At 40.0% G+C, this 16,984-nt stretch carries 16 protein-coding genes; 15 read left to right on the top strand and 1 reads right to left on the bottom strand.

Translation table 11 applies throughout. The features are described from left to right. A partial coding sequence (locus tag D0T56_RS16640; RefSeq protein WP_221412351.1) for a hypothetical protein occupies window positions 1-193 on the top strand: 193 nt, incomplete at its 5' end. An 81-nt stretch (window positions 194-274) separates the two neighbouring features. Further along, window positions 275-769, top strand: coding sequence for a metallophosphoesterase (locus tag D0T56_RS11445; RefSeq protein WP_163320294.1), 495 nt, complete (start codon window positions 275-277; stop codon window positions 767-769). Here the strand turns inward: D0T56_RS11445 and D0T56_RS16900 are convergent. Continuing rightward, on the bottom strand, window positions 732-1,061 hold the full coding sequence (locus tag D0T56_RS16900; protein ID WP_163320293.1) for a GNAT family N-acetyltransferase: 330 nt from the start codon (window positions 1,059-1,061) through the stop codon (window positions 732-734). The two genes, D0T56_RS11445 and D0T56_RS16900, sit on opposite strands and share 38 nt — an antisense overlap. A gap of 206 nt (window positions 1,062-1,267) precedes the next feature. Between D0T56_RS16900 and trmB the strand changes: the two genes are divergently transcribed. The 13 genes from trmB to D0T56_RS11375 all read left to right on the top strand — a co-directional run bounded on the left by trmB (window position 1,268) and on the right by D0T56_RS11375 (window position 16,951). Then, on the top strand, window positions 1,268-2,029 hold the full coding sequence (gene trmB, locus D0T56_RS11435; RefSeq protein WP_163320292.1) for a tRNA (guanosine(46)-N7)-methyltransferase TrmB: 762 nt from the start codon (window positions 1,268-1,270) through the stop codon (window positions 2,027-2,029). Window positions 2,030-2,040: 11 nt separating this feature from the next. Then, a complete protein-coding gene (locus D0T56_RS11430) occupies window positions 2,041-3,156 on the top strand; it encodes an Mrp/NBP35 family ATP-binding protein (protein WP_163320291.1) in 1,116 nt (371 codons plus the stop codon). A gap of 187 nt (window positions 3,157-3,343) precedes the next feature. Next, complete coding sequence (locus D0T56_RS11425; protein ID WP_163320290.1) at window positions 3,344-3,874, top strand: NUDIX domain-containing protein; 531 nt, start codon at window positions 3,344-3,346, stop codon at window positions 3,872-3,874. A 10-nt stretch (window positions 3,875-3,884) separates the two neighbouring features. Next, the gene (locus tag D0T56_RS11420; RefSeq protein ID WP_163320289.1) at window positions 3,885-6,884 is read left to right on the top strand and encodes a tetratricopeptide repeat protein; all 3,000 of its coding nucleotides are present in this window, start codon (window positions 3,885-3,887) and stop codon (window positions 6,882-6,884) included. Window positions 6,885-6,935: 51 nt separating this feature from the next. Further along, the gene (locus tag D0T56_RS11415) at window positions 6,936-8,792 is read left to right on the top strand and encodes a hypothetical protein (protein ID WP_163320288.1); all 1,857 of its coding nucleotides are present in this window, start codon (window positions 6,936-6,938) and stop codon (window positions 8,790-8,792) included. Window positions 8,793-8,812: 20 nt separating this feature from the next. Then, the gene (locus D0T56_RS11410; RefSeq protein ID WP_163320287.1) at window positions 8,813-10,354 is read left to right on the top strand and encodes a glycosyltransferase family 39 protein; all 1,542 of its coding nucleotides are present in this window, start codon (window positions 8,813-8,815) and stop codon (window positions 10,352-10,354) included. 121 nt (window positions 10,355-10,475) lie between these two features. Then, a complete protein-coding gene (locus D0T56_RS11405; protein ID WP_163320286.1) occupies window positions 10,476-11,060 on the top strand; it encodes an FKBP-type peptidyl-prolyl cis-trans isomerase in 585 nt (194 codons plus the stop codon). 24 nt (window positions 11,061-11,084) lie between these two features. Then, window positions 11,085-12,095 (top strand): FKBP-type peptidyl-prolyl cis-trans isomerase, encoded by a 1,011-nt coding sequence (locus D0T56_RS11400; protein WP_163320285.1) that lies wholly within the window; start codon window positions 11,085-11,087, stop codon window positions 12,093-12,095. Between the two features lie 185 nt (window positions 12,096-12,280). Continuing rightward, window positions 12,281-12,745, top strand: a complete 465-nt coding sequence (locus D0T56_RS11395) for an Lrp/AsnC family transcriptional regulator (protein WP_163320284.1) — start codon at window positions 12,281-12,283, stop codon at window positions 12,743-12,745. 334 nt (window positions 12,746-13,079) lie between these two features. Beyond that, the gene (locus tag D0T56_RS11390) at window positions 13,080-13,724 is read left to right on the top strand and encodes a PASTA domain-containing protein (RefSeq protein WP_163320283.1); all 645 of its coding nucleotides are present in this window, start codon (window positions 13,080-13,082) and stop codon (window positions 13,722-13,724) included. Next, complete coding sequence (locus D0T56_RS11385) at window positions 13,724-14,785, top strand: RluA family pseudouridine synthase (RefSeq protein WP_163320282.1); 1,062 nt, start codon at window positions 13,724-13,726, stop codon at window positions 14,783-14,785. Before D0T56_RS11390 ends, D0T56_RS11385 begins: the two co-directional genes overlap by 1 nt. Before the next feature lie 28 nt (window positions 14,786-14,813). Then, window positions 14,814-15,794: a D-alanine--D-alanine ligase gene (locus D0T56_RS11380; protein WP_163320281.1), complete on the top strand. Its 981-nt coding sequence runs from the start codon at window positions 14,814-14,816 to the stop codon at window positions 15,792-15,794. Further along, entirely contained in the window at window positions 15,794-16,951 is a 1,158-nt protein-coding gene (locus D0T56_RS11375; RefSeq protein WP_163320280.1) for a 1-acyl-sn-glycerol-3-phosphate acyltransferase, read from the top strand. Before D0T56_RS11380 ends, D0T56_RS11375 begins: the two co-directional genes overlap by 1 nt. The last annotated feature ends 33 nt before the right edge of the window (window positions 16,952-16,984 follow it).

Raw genomic sequence — 16,984 nt, 5'->3', positions numbered from 1 at the left:
GGTCGCCGAGAAGCTAAGCCTTGACTTTTTGGTTCGTTTTGTGTCAAGACAAAATGAACGAAGGCAGGGCTCTGCTCTGCCCGAAAGTAGGGGCGTAAAATTTTACGCCCGAATGTCAGGGCGAATGTTTATTCGCCCCTACACAATATCGAAAACAATCCAACACTTTTCAACTACTGATTCACATATATAACATAAAGCAAAGACTAGTCCTGCAATTTTAGGACTGGTCTTCGTTTTTTTCTGGTATATTTGTCAGAAAAATAGAGAAAAAATGAAGCGGATAGGATTGCTTTCGGATACACACGGGCATTGGGACGAAAAATACAAAGAGCATTTCGCTACATGCGACGAGGTTTGGCATGCGGGAGATATAGGGTCGATGGAGTTAGTCGAAAAGTTCGAACAATTCAAGCCATTCAGAGCAGTCTACGGAAACATAGACGATGCGAAAATAAGGGCAGCCTTCCCCGAATTCTTAAGGTTTACCCTGGAAGGCGTTGATGTCCTGATGGCCCATATAGGAGGCTATCCGGGAAAATATAATCCGAAAGTGAAAGGTATAATGCAAGCAAACGCGCCTAAACTGTTCGTCTGCGGACATTCACATATATTGAAAGTGGTATACGACAAACATTACAACTGCTTGTGTATGAATCCCGGAGCTGCCGGTATATATGGCTTTCATACGGTGCGAACCTTGCTCCGTTTCACTCTTGATAATGGTGATATTAAAGATTTAGATCTGATTGAATTAGGTGATCGATAGGAGGTTCCTCAATAATTAACCCCGAATAACATTCTTTTTTTTGTTCAATATACGATTTAATGAATTTTCCGACCGGGTAAATTTTATAGTTATTTGATGTGGCAAATTCAATGACTTGTTTGGCTAATGCCGTTCCCACCCCGTTATTTTGATATTTTGATCTGACCTCCGTATTGGTTAATGCAAGTACAAAATTGGGGAGGAAATAATAGGATATAATTCCGATTAATTTATTGTCACAGTATGCCTCATAGCGATTCCGCCTGACATTTTGTATTATTTCCAGTTCCATTATAGTAGCTCGTTGGCTTTATTTAGTATCTATCTATAACAAATATAGTGATTTATTGATAAAGTAAGAAAATACGTAAGAGATATATGGATATTTTAACATCTGAGAGGGAAATAAAAATCAGATTCTCACGTAATATTTAAGGTTTTGAACGATTTGAATTATCTTTGTTTTCCGAAAACATTTTTTTGTATTGACAGAGTTATATGGGAAAGAATAAGTTATCAAGATTTGCCGACATGGAAAACTATCCACATGTTTTTCAATATCCTTTTGCCGCACTAAAGGAAAAAGGTTTCGGACTGAAAGGTAAATGGAATGAATTGTTTTTCAAGAATAATAACCCGATAGTGTTGGAATTGGGGTGTGGAAAAGGAGAGTATACCGTTGGTCTGGCAAAACTTTTTCCTGAAAAAAACTTTATCGGCGTAGATATAAAAGGTGCGCGGATGTGGTCGGGGGCAAAAAAGTCTTTGGAAGACAATATGACGAATGTAGCTTTTCTGCGCACACATATAGAGTTGATAACCAATTTTTTTGAAGAGAATGAAGTTTCGGAGATCTGGATCACATTTCCCGATCCGCAGATGAATAAGGTGAATAAGCGTATGACTTCGACCCGTTTTATGAAAACATACCGGCAAATTCTGAAACCGCAAGGCATCGTTCATCTGAAAACAGACAGTAATTTCATGTTCACATACACATCGGCTATGGTTGCGGAGAATAAACTGCCTGTTTTGTTCGAGACAAATGACCTATATCACTCCGGATTGGTAGATGATGTATTGAATATTCAGACTCATTATGAACAACAATGGTTGTCTCGTGGTTTAACAATCAAGTATTTGAAATTCGAATGTCTCGACCGTGAGCAATGGATCGAGCCGGAGGTTGAGATAGAACAAGATCCGTATCGGAGCTATGGGCGGGAAAACTCAGGAAAATTAATGCAGAAAAACAAATAAAATAGAAATAGATGAGCGTAAAAGTATATCCGAAATTAATTATAGATGCGTTGCGAAATGTGCGCTATCCGGGAACCGGAAAAGACATCGTAGAGATGGGCATGGTGTCGGACGACATTCATATTGAGGGAAACAAAGTGAGTCTTTCGATAATTTTTGAAAAACAGAACGACCCTTTCATTAAATCGGTGATAAAAGCCAGTGAGACGGCAATTCTCACTTTTGCCGATTCGGGCATCGACATAAAAGGAAACATAAAACCGATAACAAAGCAAGCTGTGCCGCAAGCACCGCCAAAGCTGTTGCCACAGGTGAAAAATATTATTGCGATAACATCCGGTAAAGGTGGCGTTGGTAAAAGTACTGTCACGGCAAACCTCGCCGTAGCTTTGGCCAAGCAAGGATATAAAGTAGGACTGCTTGATGCGGACATTTTCGGTCCGTCCATACCAAAGATGTTTGATGTTGAGGATAGTCAACCGTTTTTGGAGTTGATAGAGGAAAAGGAAATGATAGTTCCTGTGGAAAAGTATGGCGTAAAGCTATTATCCATAGGCTTTTTTGTTAAAAAAGAGAGTGCAATTGTATGGCGTGGCGCAATGGCGGGAAATGCCTTGAAGCAATTGATAGCAGATGCCAACTGGGGCGATCTGGATTATTTTTTGATTGATTTTCCACCCGGAACAAGTGATATTCATCTTACTTTGGTTCAGACTCTTGGCATAACGGGGGCGGTTGTGGTGAGTACACCTCAGGCGGTTGCCCTTGCCGATGCCCGTAAGGGAATAGATATGTTTACCAACGAGAAAGTAAACGTGCCCATCCTTGGCTTGATTGAGAATATGGCATGGTTTACCCCCGCCGAATTGCCCGAAAATAAATACTATATTTTTGGGAAAGATGGTGCGAAACAACTGGCCGAAGAATTGCATATCGCTTTGCTGGGGCAGATTTCTATTGTGCAAAGCATCCGTGAAGCAGGTGATAACGGTGCGCCGGTAGCACTGGACGAAAATACGATAACGGGAGCTGCTTTTGCCACGCTGGCCGATAATCTGGTAGTAGCCGTAGACAAGAGAAACGAAGGACAGGCTCCGACACAGAAAATAGATGTGCAGAAAAAATAAGTCCTAAATTGAAGAAAATCAATTAAGGAGTGTTAACAATAACAGATAAATTCATCTACAATATATATATTTGTGGGTAGTTAAATTGATTGTCATCCTGAACATAGTGAGGGATCCGGATCATGTTTATGTAGACGAAAAAAAACAAAAGCGAGAGCCTTTATAATAAAACTAATCAGAAAAATAAATGCACCCACTAGCCCAATTTAATTTTTGCCCAAAATGCGGTTCAAACCGTTTTGAAGAGAACAATATAAAGTCAAAAAAATGTGGAAACTGTGGTTTCATTTATTACTTCAATTCTTCGGCAGCAACTGTAGCTGTGATACTAAATCAGGAAAATGAACTTTTGGTCAGCACCCGTGCCTTTGAACCGGCAAAGGGGACCTTGGATTTGCCCGGCGGATTTGTCGATATGGGCGAATCGCTCGAAGATGCAGTTGTGCGCGAGGTTAAAGAAGAAACCAATCTGGATGTAGAAGAATTGCAATACTTGTTTTCCGAACCAAATTTATACATGTATTCAGGATTTCAGGTAGAGACGGCAGACGCTTTTTTTCTGTGTAAAGTGAACAATACCCGGCAATTGAAAGCCGAAGACGATGTGGCGAAGCTGGAGTTTATCAAGATAAAAGATTTAGACCCTTCAAAGTTTGGACTTAGTTCTATCCGTAAAGGAATAGTAAAGGCAATTGAAGAGGGCATTTTAAATAAGTAATCAAAATAAAATGAAAAAGATTATCGTAATATTAGCCTTGGCTTTAGCGTCTCAGTTTGTGAGCGCACAACGGTCGGTAAACAATGAATTGCCGGACAGGTTATTCAAACAAGGCAAAGAAATGTACCTTGACAAAAATTATGTGGGTAGCCAGCACGCCTTGGCCGATTTCGTCAAAGTGTCGGAAGATGAACGGATGAAAGCCGAAGCCGAATATATGCTTGTCGGTTCTTACTATTTTCTGGGCGATAAGAGAGCCGGAGAGATGATGAAGGAGTATCTGGATACTTATCCGTCAACATATCACAGAGACAGGTTGTCTTTTTATATCGGGTCGACACATTTTGAAGACAAAGACTGGAAACGGACTTTGTTTTGGTTCAATGATGTTGATGTAGACTACCTTTCGGCAGTAGAGCAGGAAGACTACACCTACCGCAGGGCTTATGCTACTCTTCAGAGCGGAGATGTGGAGTTGGCACGGCAGTCTTTCGGGTTACTTTCACAAAACAGTAAAAAATACAAAGAGGCAGCTACATATTACCTGGCTTACACAGACTTCAAAAAAGGAGATTACGATAAGGCGCTCCGGGTTTTCGAACGATATAAAAATATTCCTGAATACAAGGAAGATGCACAGTTTTTTCTATTGCAAGGAGCTTTCCTGAAAAATGAACTGAATTCAGCCATTTCGCAGAGTGAAAGTTATATAAAAACATATCCTTCGAGCAAAAATCTGGTGGAAGTTTACCGTATTTTAGGTAATAGTTACAACAGAACGGGAGACAGGGCCCAGTCTATTTCATACTATGAGAAATACCTTGCTCTGGACGAAAATCCGGTGAGGGAAGATATGTACCTGTTGGGAACGTCGTATTCAGCAATGAAGGAATATCAGAAAGCGATAGACGCTCTTGAATTGGTCGCTACTCCCGACGATGCCATCGGACAGGCTGCGTATATGCAACTGGGGCAAAACTATCTTGCGCTGAATGATTACACAAATGCCCTTATGGCTTTTGAGGCTGCCGCAAGAGAAAAACATGATGTGAGCATCAGCGAAGTTGCGATGTATAACTATGCTGTTTTGGTGCATCGCACGTCATTGTCTGCTTTCGATCAGTCGGTTACGGCATTGGAGCGATTCCTTACCGAATATCCGGGGTCTGCCTATACCAAAAATATAAATGCCTTGATGGCATCGACAATCCTGTCGACCAAAAATTATAAGGCAGCATTGAATATTATCAATAAGTTGAAGTCTCCCGATAGCCAGATTCTGGCGGCAAAGCAATCTATATTGTTTCACATCGGGACGGAAGATTTCATTAACGGAGATTATTCGTCGGCGTTGAACAACTTTGTGTCCAGCATCAATCTGGGAAATTATGACGCTACGGCAAGGCGTCAGGCATATTTCTGGAGGGGAGAGACATATTACCGTTTGGGCAATTACGGCACTGCGATTGGCGATTACAGCAATTTTGTAAGTTCTGCGCCGGCAACAGATGCAAATTACGGACTGGCTCTGTATAATTTAGGGTATTCACAATTTCAGTTGAAACAATATTCAAAAGCATTGGGAAATTTCCAGAAATATACGGGAGTTGAAAAAAACAAATCGAAAAATACCTATCCCGATGCAATGAACAGGATTGGAGATTGCTACTTGTTCGAACGGAATTTCTCGGCAGCCGAAAGATCTTATTCGCAAGCGGCTTCCATAGGTGGAGAGGGAGCCGATTATGCCGATTTTCAGAAGGCGTTTGTATTGGGGCTTCAAAAAAATTATAGTGGCAAGATATCGGCATTGGATGCGATGATGAAGAGATATCCGAACTCACAATACAAGGATGACGCATTGTTTGAGAAAAGCCGTGCTTATGTGATGTTGGGCAACGAAAAACAAGCCATATCGGTTCTGGACGAATTGATGAGAATGAAACCACAGCCACAAATGGCTCAGGAGGCGGGTCTGTTGTTGGGGCAATTGAACTTCAATGCAAATAATTATACGAAAGCTATATCTGCCTACAAGTCTGTGGTTGCGGTAAACTCGACAACTGACGAGGCGAGGGCGGCTATTCAGAGCATGGAAAACATATATAAAGAAACTAATGATATAAATTCGTATGTATCTTATGTCAACTCTTTAGGTTCGGGCATTATAATTTCATCTACCCGTCAGGATTCGCTGACCTATCAGGCGGCAGAAAACCTGTTTATGAAAGGACAATCTTCCGGAGCAAGGAGTGCGATGCAAAGTTATATCCACAATTATCCGAAAGGAGCGTTTGTGGGGGATGCGCATTTCAGTTTGGGAAGCATTGCTTATGATCAGGGCAATAAAGATCAGGCTTTGTCGGAATTTATGGCAACTATAAATAGCAGTAATTCACGTTATATGAACGAAGCCTTGAGCCTTGCGGCAAATCTGCAATATGAAAAATCTGCTTACGATACGGCCAACGATCTTTATAAACAGTTGAGCGTTCGGGCGGTTGATAGCGAGCAAAAAAGTACAGCCCGATTGGGTATGTTAAGATGTGCAGTTGCCCTAAAAAAGGATAGTGAAGTCATATCTTCCGCAACGGCGGTTTTGGCCGATACTAAAACTTCGCCGGAGGTGCAGATGGAAGCACATCTGTTAAGGGCAAAATCTTATCTGAATCAGAAAAATACGGATAAGGCGACTCCCGACCTGCAACAAGCGGGCAAAGACGTGAGAAGCGTGTACGGAGCTGAGGCTCAATACCTGTTGGCCGAAATATTCTATAAAGCAAAAGCCTACGATAAGGCAGAAAAACAGATATTGGAATTTTCCAAGACAGGTACACCTCACCAATATTGGTTGGCAAGGGCATTGATATTGCTGTCGGACAACTATGTGGCAAAAGGCGATAAGTTCAAGGCTCGCGAATATCTGCAAAGTTTGCAGGCAAACTATAAAAATGCGGAAGCAGACATAACCTCAATGGTGAACGAACGGTTGGCAACATTGAAAAATTAATCTTGAGAGAGGATAGATATAAAAATGAATAACGAAAAAATCGGATAAGATATGAAAACAATATATAAGTCATTTTTTACACTGATATGCCTTGCGGGTAGTTTCTCTCTGTCGGCTCAGCAAGATACGACAATAACCCGTCAGGTGCGGGTCGAACGTGAGTATACGCCCGTGATTCAGGATGCTTCAAAAATTAATACATTGCCAGCTGTTCAGGAATCGGCAAAACCAAATACGAATGTGAAATATGTGACGGAACTTCCCCGGATAGATTTCTATAATTTCCCGATTAAAGATATGGGTTCAGGGAGTGCTGCAACGGATATTGATTTTAGCAAAAAAAGAGGTTATCTAACCCTTGGGGTAGGTAGCAATTTGAATATAGACGGGCGTTTGGGTTATCGCATTGTCGGGACGGAATCAGACCGTCTGGATGCATTTGTGTCTTACAATTCGGCAAACAGCAATGTTGATTATGAAGATCAGAATTATAAGTTTAAGAAAGCGAAAGCGAAATATTCCGATCTGTTTGCCAAGTTGAAATATGAACATTCCTTTGCTTCGTCTTTGTTTTATGTAAACGGTTCTTTTCTGAACACAATGTTCAATTATTATGGAAACAGCTTTCTCAACGACTATCGTTTTCTTGAGGGAGTAGAGTTTCCCAAATTTTCGGACAGGCAACAACGTGTGAGTGTTTTTGGAGGTGAAATCGGGATAAAATCGGACGAATGGAGCGAAATTTCATATTTGGGTGAACTAAGATTTCATCATTTCGATAATAAATTTGATTGGTTGGGAGATGACGGGGAAGGTGGAAACCTGCTTGAACTGAAAGCCGGAGTGGGAGCCGCATTTGATAGTGACAAGAAAGTGGGACTGGAATTCGGCTTGTTGCACCAGTCATTTACTGATGTTGCATCGGGTGATGACAGATTTCATGACTTGACATCGTTGAAAGCACGGGCTCACTTCGATTTGGACGGGGATATCTGGAATTTGTCCATCGGCGCAAAAGTGAATTATGCCATTGATAAGAAAAACAGGTTTCTGATTGCTCCCGACATCAGGGCTTCTGTGTCGATCGCAGATAAAACATCTATCTATGCCATTGTTACAGGTGGAATAAATGATAATGACTTTATATCTACGTTGATGGAAAATCGCTATGTCACTCCCGTATCGAGGGTTGATATTTCCCGAACTCCGTTTGACGCAACTCTTGGTTTCAAGATAGGAGCAGTAAGGGGGATAGAATTCGATATTTTCGGAGGATATAAATATACGAAAGATGATCATTCTTATACTTTTCTTCAAATGTTGCTTTTCGGAGGTAAAGGAGAACATTATAAAGAATATTTTCGTGGTTTTTCGGGTTTAAATTATTCAAACATTTATGAAGGTCATGTTGGAGGTGAAATAAAAACAAGTCTGATTCCATATACAGACTTGTCGTTGAAAGCCAAAGCATATTTTTATGATGCAAAATATTCGAAAAGTAGAGGTTCCGGATGGAATTCTGATAGAAAAACTAAAGCATGGGGAAGACCTACCTTTACACTCGATTTTAATGCGGATGTCAAGCCAATTGATAATCTAACCCTGACTTTGAACTACATTTATAAAGGAGGAAGGAAGAATATGGCACAATCCATATTCTCGTATGGAATTCTTCCGTCTTCAGATGATCTTGGACCTATAAAGGTAATTTATGAAGATAGTTTTAGAAGCAGATCTTTTAAAATGAAAGATGTGAGCGAATTGAATCTGAGAGGTGAATATCAACTTTTCGATTGGCTGTCTCTAAATGCCAGTTTGAATAACATCCTGAATCAGAAATACGAAATGTATGCAGGCTATACCCTCCAAGGTTTTCATGCTATGGCAGGTGTAAGCATAAAATTCTGATAAAGAAAATCAGTACACAGATGGATGTGACGATAAAAAACAAGTCTTTAAAACAAATAATAGGGCAGGAAAAGTGGTTTTTCCTTGCCCTTTTTATATATAGTTTTCTGCTCCTTTTTCTGTGTACGAAATTGTCGCCTTTGTACGACTTCAATTATTGGTCGGATGTAAATATATATTTTACGGTGGGGAAAGGGATGATGAACGGACTTGTGCCCTATCGGGATTTGTTCGACCACAAAGGCCCTTTGATTTTCCTTGTATACGGATTGGGATATTTGATATCGAATGATACGTTTACGGGTGTATATATTATAGAATCATTGTTCTTTTTTATGGGCAGTTCGGCTGTTTATCTGCTGGCACGGCTCTATCTGTCTAAACCTTATGCCTTTTTTATTGCGACCCTGTTTGCGGTGATGGCATTGTATTTTGCCGGATTGGGAGGGTCGGCAGAAGAATATATCTTAATGCTTCAAGCTGTTGGCTTATTTCTGTTTTTGAGGTATTTTTCGTCTGGCAATCCGAAAGAACATAGTATTGGAGCGATGTTTGTGCAGGGAGTGCTGATCGGTTTGGTTTTCTTCATGAAATTGAACCTTACTGTTTTTTGGTTCTTTCTCATCGTGGCGATATTTATAAATTTATTAAAGAACAAATTGTACCGGAATTTTCTCCAAAATTCTCTAGCCTTATTGGCAGGATTATTTCTCGTGTTTGCTATTGTCTTGGCATATTTTCTGTCCAATTCGGCGATAAGCGATTTGTGGACAGGGTATATAGAATTTAATTCGCGCTATGCGAATGAGTTGCAACTGAATCCTGCCTTGTTCGTAGGCATTGCAGCGCGCTTTACGCATCTGTTGGTGAGTTATCCGTTTAGTTTTGGAGCCGGAGTTGCAGGGTTGCTGGCATTTGTTTTTATCCCCGGTTTTGTCAGGAATATTTATGCGAAAACAGCCTTGGTTCTATCGTTCGTATCCTTGTCTTTTGTGATCTTCCTCGGTGCTGCGATGATGGAATATTATTACACATCTTTTTCTGTTTTTCTGATATTTACGTTCGTTGTACTGTTTTTCGTTGTTGAACGCTATTTTCGGACGAAAAGTATTTCGTATCTGGCATTTATCGCAAGCATTGCGGGATTAGCCTTAGGCTGTTGGCAGAAAAGTTTTTTCGGGGAAGCTAACGAATACTTGTTGAGGCGGTCGGTGCCTCCGACACTGGAAAATAAGTTTGGGGCAATAATAAAAAAAGAGAAAAATCCTACTTTGTTGTGTTTGGGCATGGATCGTAGTCTCGGACTGTTTACGAAAGCGGATATTGTGCCTAATGTCAAGTACTTTTTCTATCCGAATATTTACTATGAAAAATTTCCCGATATAAGGGATAGCCAGCAGCAATATATTGACGAAGGAAAAATAACATTTGTGGTGATGAGAGATGTATTTATCTATTACCAATATTTCAAACAGTTAGACTCGTTCAGTGCAAATTATCAGCCGGTTGATTCGCTTTATGAAGATGAAAGTATGTATTATCTGTACAAAAAAGTAGATTAATAGGCTTCTTTACTTTTTTTTTGACTTTAAAGTGATATATATAAGTTTAAAAACGTTACTTTTGTGCGTTTTATAAAAACATTAGTAGAAGAATCTAAATAATTATATATAAGTAAACTAAATGGACAAAGTAAGTTACGCATTAGGGTTAAGTATAGGAAATAATTTCCTTAATTCAGGTATTGATAAGTTGGATATCGCTTCATTTACACAAGCATTGCAGGATGTGCTGAGCAATTCGGCTCTGACAATGTCTTACGATGAGGCAAAAGCAATCATCAACGACTATTTCACAAAATTGCAAGAAGAAAGACTTGAAATCAACCGTAAAGCAGGTCAGGAATTTCTTGATATCAATGCAAAGAAAGATGGCGTGGTAACCTTGCCAAGTGGTTTGCAATATGAAATATTGAAAAAAGGAGACGGAGCCATTCCCAAAGCAACGGATCAGGTAAAAGTTCACTATCACGGAACGTTGATCAACGGAGCTGTTTTCGATAGCAGTGTTGACCGTGGCGAGCCGGCAACGTTTGGTGTGACTCAGGTTATTAGCGGTTGGGTAGAAGCATTGCAGTTGATGCCCGTAGGGTCGAAGTGGAGATTGTTCATCCCGTCAAATCTTGCTTACGGAGAATCGGGCGCAGGGCAAATGATAGAGCCTAACTCGACTCTTATTTTTGATGTGGAGCTGTTGGATATAGTATAATCTAAATTTAAATATTGATAAACAATGAAGAAAATTCAAATTTTGGCTCTAGGTGCATTTGTTGCAATAGGTGGCCTATTCACATCTTGTGATTCGTCTGGAGTAGGTTCTTTGAAAACCGAAGCAGACTCACTTTCATACCTTTTTGGTGCAGAAATTGGAGATAAAGCAGTGCCTCAATTCATGAAACAAGCAGGACTACTGACTGACACGGCAGCATTGGCTAGTTCATATCAGGCACGTATTGGTGCAGAAACCGATGAAGCAAAGAAAGCCGAGTTGGAAAAAGAATTTAAAAGCAAATTGGATTCGGCAAATACTGCAAATCAAAAAAATAAGGCTGAGTTTATGAAAGGTCTTACTCAAACATTAAATTTGGATGAGAAGAAAGATGCTTACGCAGCCGGTCTAATGGCGGGTGCACAAATGAGAATGCAAGTGAAAAGTTTAGAAACTTTCGCATTCGAAGGAACAGACGACAAAATATCGAGAGCAATATTGTTGGCAGCCGTGAAAGACGCAGCTAATGGCAAAGAACCTGCAATTGAAAATCCGAGCGAAGTATTTGAAAAAATGATCGGAGCTATGGAAGGAAAAGTTCAGGAAAGACAAAAAGCAAAAGAACAAGAAGAAGTTGGTAAGAACAAAGAAGAAGGACAAAAATATCTGGATGCTTACAAACAACAAGCAGGCGTGGTAGTTTTACCTAGCGGAATCGAATACAAAGTATTGACAGAAGGAACTGGTGTAAAACCATCGGAAACAGATACAGTTGTTGTTCATTATCACGGAACTTTGGTAGACGGAACAGTGTTTGACAGTAGTGTAAACAGAGGTGAACCAATCTCGTTCCCGGTAAATCAGGTGATTAAGGGATGGACAGAAGTTCTTCAATTGATGCCTACCGGATCTAAATGGCAAGTTGTTATTCCATCGGATCTTGCTTATGGAGATGCCAATACAGGCGGCCCGATTAAAGGAGGTTCAACTCTTGTGTTCGATATAGAACTGATAGACGTGAAGAAGGCAAAATAAGAATAATAGAACCCTGAAATTGAAGAAGGGATTATTGTACACAATAATCTCTTCTTTTTTTAGAAAAAATGTTTTATAACTATATATTTTGAATCTTTTTATGTGAAAAAAATATCAAAAAGATAGTAAATCAAAAAAATAATATTATTTTTGGTCTAAATATCGTAACGAAAAAGCACATAATTATGGATAAAATTGATAAACTGGACAAGAAGATTTTAGAAATTATCTCTCAGAATGCACGTATACCTTTCAAAGATGTAGCACTGGAATGTGGCGTTTCAAGAGCCGCCATTCACCAGCGTGTGCAGAGAATGATAGAGATGAACGTAATCGTAGGTTCAGGTTATATCATCAATCCGAAGGTACTCGGCTACAATACATGTACGTATATAGGCGTGAAACTGGAAAAAGGTTCTATGTATAAAACAGTTATACCCGAATTGGATAAGATACCCGAAATAGTGGAATCGCACTTTACAACAGGGCCTTACACTATTTTGGTTAAACTGTATGCCAGAGATAATGAACACCTGATGGATTTGTTGAACGACAGGATACAAGAGATAGAAGGTGTTGTTGCCACCGAAACCATGATATCGTTGAGTCAAGGTGTAAAAAGGCAGATTCCTATATCGAAAACGGAGTAAAAAACAATAAGAAATTATAATATGAGGGAGTAGCTATCGAAAAACGGATGGTTACTTCTTCTTTTTTTTAACAAATAAATACCTAATAAGTAAATAAATACTCTTTCTATCGGGGTTAAAGTATCATTTTATTCTTTTTTTTGTATTTTTGCGTGTTAAGTAAGTAGTCTATAAATTCAATGATATACTTTACTTGATTATAAGTTATTTCGGCCTTCGGGCAGTTACAAATAAACGTGGGGTGCACATAGAAAACCTATACAGGCTTACTTGTTTCGTAACTAAACAAAAAGTAATGAAAAAGGTCTGTGCGACCTTATTATCTAAACTAAAGATGGCTAAAACAGAAAAGAAATCGAAATCTAATATCTTCTTCAGAATATTTACGAACAAATACCTTACGAATATTCTTTTGATGGCACTCATTTTCGTCGCATCAATATTTTTGGTCTTGTTCTTGATGGATGGTTATACCAGGCACGGAACATCGGTTGATGTACCCGATCTGACAGGTCTGCAAGTGGAAGAAGCATCAGCCATACTCAAATCGTCAGGATTGGGATATGAGGTGATAGATTCACTGTTCGAGAAAAAAGCGGTAGGCGGAGCCATATTGGATCAAGTGCAAAAGCCAAAATCAAAAGTGAAGAAAGGACGTGTTATCTATCTGATAATTCAGGCAAAAGGGAAGAAAATGATCTCGGTTCCGGATGTGGAAGATAGTTCTTACAGGCAGGCCGAAGCGCTACTGAGTGCGTATGGACTGACAAATGTGAAAAAAGAGACAATCAGCTCCGAATTTAAAGACCTCGTTTTTTCGCTCGAATATAAAGGAAAAAAACTAAAATTGGGAGATCGCGTCCCGGTTGATGCAGAGTTGGTGTTGAAGGTTGGCAGTGGCACAGGCGAATCAGAATATATGGAGCCGATACCGGAAATTGACCCATCGACAGTCATTGACGAAACTTTCATGGAATAATGACAGAATATCAAGACGATATAGACGATTTTATAGAAGACAACCCAATTGATGACGCATCGGAAAGATATGAACATTATCGTTTCGTTGCCGATAAGGGGCAGAGCCTTCTGCGTATAGATAAATTCCTCACAGACAGGATAGAAGGAATTTCAAGAAATCGTATACAACAGGCTGCGGATGCAGGCTGCATATTGGTGAACGACCAGGTTGTGAAGTCGAACTACAAGATAAAACCAATGGATGTAGTTTCCATTGTTATGGATCGACCAAAACGGGTGTTGGAGATTATTCCGGAAGATTTGCCTCTCGACGTCGTGTACGAAGATGACGACCTGATGGTGATAAACAAAAAAGCCGGAATGGTGGTGCATCCCGGTCATGGAAACTATTCGGGAACGTTGGTCAACGCAGTGGCTTTCAGATTGAAAGATCTGCCCGGTTATGATGCGAAAGATCCCCGGATGGGGCTTGTTCATCGCATAGATAAAGGAACTTCGGGACTATTGGTGATTGCCAAGAATGAAAATGCGAAAACCCGTTTGTCGGAGCAGTTTTTCAACAAAACTACGAAGCGTTTGTACAACGCCTTGGTTTGGGGTAGCATTTCGGAAGACGAAGGACGGATAGAAGGAAATATCGGGCGAAGCGTGAAAGATCGCCTCCAGATGACCGTTTTTGAAGATGGCGAACAAGGTAAACATGCTGTTACACACTACAAAGTGTTGGAACGCTTGGGGTATGTGACTTTGGTTGAATGTCAGTTGGAAACAGGACGTACACATCAAATACGTGTACACATGAAATATATTGGCCATACGTTGTTTAATGACGAGCGATATGGCGGAAACCAGATTTTGCGTGGAACTACTTTTGCTAAATACAAACAGTTTGTTCAGAATTGTTTTAATACATGTCCCCGACCGGCATTGCATGCCCGGACTTTGGGATTTGTGCATCCGAGAACAAAAGAGGAAATGATGTTTGAGGCTCCGTTGCCATCCGATATGGAAGAATTGTTGGAAAGGTGGCGTAATTATGTATCCAGCAGGGAAATATAAAAGTAATAAATTCGTTATATAATTATATATGAAGAAAAATATTGCAGTTGTGTGGGGAGGCTATTCGTCGGAATGGATAGTTTCGGAAAAGAGCATGGTAGGAATCTGCTCTTTCCTCGACACCAAATTGTATAATGTTTATAGTGTAAAGATCGACAGGCAATCGTGGAATGTTGTGGCGGATGGCGCTGAATATCCGGTTGATAAAAATGATTTCAGTTTTTCTGTTGAAGGAGAGAAAGTTAATATCGACTTTGCTTATATCACCATTCATGGAACACCCGGCGAAGACGGGCATCTGCAAGGTTATTTTGACATGATCGGCATGCCGTATTCTTCTTGCGGATTGATGGCATCGGCACTAACATTTAATAAATATATCTGCAATAATTATTTGAAAAATTTTGGCATAACTGTTGCCAAATCGAGGCATTTTACGAAAGATATGTCATACGATTTAGGGCAGGTGGGCGAAGAACTAGGCTATCCGCTTTTTGTGAAACCCAATACCGGAGGTTCCAGCTTTGCCACAACGAAGGTAAAATCGCTGAACGATTTTCAGAAGGCTATGGATGACGCCTTTAACGAAGCTGAAGATGTGGTGGCTGAAAGTTTTATATCGGGAGTGGAAGTAACATGCGGATGCTATAAGATAGGAAATGAAAAGACTCTATTGCCATTGACAGAGGTGGTTACGACTAACGAATTTTTTGATTACAATGCAAAATATGCAGGGCAGGTGGAAGAAATAACTCCTGCACGGATTTCGGAAGAAATGACTTTGCGTATTCAGCAGTTAACATCACGTATTTACGATCTTGTTGGGGCAAAGGGTATTATAAGAGCCGACTTCATAATTTCGGATAATGTTCCGTTTTTGTTGGAGGTGAATACTACTCCCGGCATGACGGTTACGAGTTTCATTCCGCAGCAAGTGAAAGCAGCAGGATTGAGCATGACGGATGTGCTGACAGATATAATTGAGGAAGAATATAAAAAGGTTAAGTGATGGAAGATAGTACTATTTATGACGACATTGCTCCTGTTTATGATCATGAAGTAAAGCGGGTTATTCAGGAATTGCTGGATGATCAGGGATTTCGTAACGCATTGGAGTATCTGATTCCCGGCGTCAATTGGACGGAGTTGGGAGCGCAGATGTTAACCTTTGAAACAAAAATTGATTTTCAAAAAAGTATTATTTATCCGTTGGTATGGGGTGTTCTCAAAAAAACGGCGTCTTCCGTAACATCCTCGAACTGGGAAAATATTAGCCGGGACAAAAAACACCTGTTCCTATCCAATCACAGGGACATTGTTTTAGACGCAGGCATCTTGAATATATTGATGTTTGATCATAGTTTAAAGACAACGGAAATAGGTATCGGCGACAATCTGTTTGTGTACCCATGGATAAAGAACCTGGTGAGGCTGAACAAAAGTTTCATCGTTAAGCGTGGGGTTTCGGGTCGTGAAATACTATTAGCCTCGAAGCACATGTCGGAGTACATTCATTATGTAATCACCCGAAAAGGGGAGTCGATATGGCTTGCTCAACGTGAGGGGAGGGCAAAGGATTCGGACGACAAGACTCAGGAAAGCCTGTTGAAAATGTTGACGATGGCCTCTACCGGCAAGACGTTTTCCGATAGCCTGAAAGAACTGAATATTATTCCGTTAAGCCTGTCGTACGAATACGACCCATGCGATTATCTGAAAGCAAGGGAATTTCAGTTGAAAAGAGATAATCCTGAATATAAGAAGACTAAGAAGGACGATCTGATTAGTATGGAAAAAGGTATTATGGGATTCAAAGGAGATATTCATTTTCAGTTTGGCAAAGAAATAAACGACGAGCTGGATAAGATTGCGTTGGAGCCGGACAAAAAGAAGCAAGTTGAATTGGTTGCTCAATGTGTTGATAAAGAAATACATAAAAATTATAAGATATATCCGATCAATTATATAGCTTACGATTTGCTGAACGAGACAGATCGGTTTCGTTCGATGTATACGGAGGAACAAGCCGAAAATTTCAAGAGCTATATAGATAAGCAAATAGGCAAGATTGATATAGAAGAAAAGGACATAGAGTTCTTGAAAGACAGGTTCTTGGTGATGTATTCAAATACATTGAAAAACCACTTGAAAGCTATGAGTGAATGATGAAATAACATCTGTTGTTTTCGTTTTGTTGTT

Origin of the sequence: Dysgonomonas sp. 520 (assembly GCF_010501095.1) — a bacterium.
Lineage (GTDB): Bacteria > Bacteroidota > Bacteroidia > Bacteroidales > Dysgonomonadaceae > QVMP01.
The sequence above is the reverse complement of the archived record's forward strand: the minus strand, read 5'-3'. Positions and strand labels throughout refer to the sequence as shown.

What these genes read in the sequence shown, in the direction of transcription:
- D0T56_RS11445 (WP_163320294.1), top strand. Translation starts at nt 275, where the DNA reads ATGAAGCGGATAGGATTGCTTTCGGATACACACGGGCATTGGGACGAA.
- D0T56_RS16900 (WP_163320293.1), bottom strand. Translation starts at nt 1,061, where the DNA reads ATGGAACTGGAAATAATACAAAATGTCAGGCGGAATCGCTATGAGGCA.
- trmB (WP_163320292.1), top strand. Translation starts at nt 1,268, where the DNA reads ATGGGAAAGAATAAGTTATCAAGATTTGCCGACATGGAAAACTATCCA.
- D0T56_RS11430 (WP_163320291.1), top strand. Translation starts at nt 2,041, where the DNA reads ATGAGCGTAAAAGTATATCCGAAATTAATTATAGATGCGTTGCGAAAT.
- D0T56_RS11425 (WP_163320290.1), top strand. Translation starts at nt 3,344, where the DNA reads ATGCACCCACTAGCCCAATTTAATTTTTGCCCAAAATGCGGTTCAAAC.
- D0T56_RS11420 (WP_163320289.1), top strand. Translation starts at nt 3,885, where the DNA reads ATGAAAAAGATTATCGTAATATTAGCCTTGGCTTTAGCGTCTCAGTTT.
- D0T56_RS11415 (WP_163320288.1), top strand. Translation starts at nt 6,936, where the DNA reads ATGAAAACAATATATAAGTCATTTTTTACACTGATATGCCTTGCGGGT.
- D0T56_RS11410 (WP_163320287.1), top strand. Translation starts at nt 8,813, where the DNA reads ATGGATGTGACGATAAAAAACAAGTCTTTAAAACAAATAATAGGGCAG.
- D0T56_RS11405 (WP_163320286.1), top strand. Translation starts at nt 10,476, where the DNA reads ATGGACAAAGTAAGTTACGCATTAGGGTTAAGTATAGGAAATAATTTC.
- D0T56_RS11400 (WP_163320285.1), top strand. Translation starts at nt 11,085, where the DNA reads ATGAAGAAAATTCAAATTTTGGCTCTAGGTGCATTTGTTGCAATAGGT.
- D0T56_RS11395 (WP_163320284.1), top strand. Translation starts at nt 12,281, where the DNA reads ATGGATAAAATTGATAAACTGGACAAGAAGATTTTAGAAATTATCTCT.
- D0T56_RS11390 (WP_163320283.1), top strand. Translation starts at nt 13,080, where the DNA reads ATGGCTAAAACAGAAAAGAAATCGAAATCTAATATCTTCTTCAGAATA.
- D0T56_RS11385 (WP_163320282.1), top strand. Translation starts at nt 13,724, where the DNA reads ATGACAGAATATCAAGACGATATAGACGATTTTATAGAAGACAACCCA.
- D0T56_RS11380 (WP_163320281.1), top strand. Translation starts at nt 14,814, where the DNA reads ATGAAGAAAAATATTGCAGTTGTGTGGGGAGGCTATTCGTCGGAATGG.
- D0T56_RS11375 (WP_163320280.1), top strand. Translation starts at nt 15,794, where the DNA reads ATGGAAGATAGTACTATTTATGACGACATTGCTCCTGTTTATGATCAT.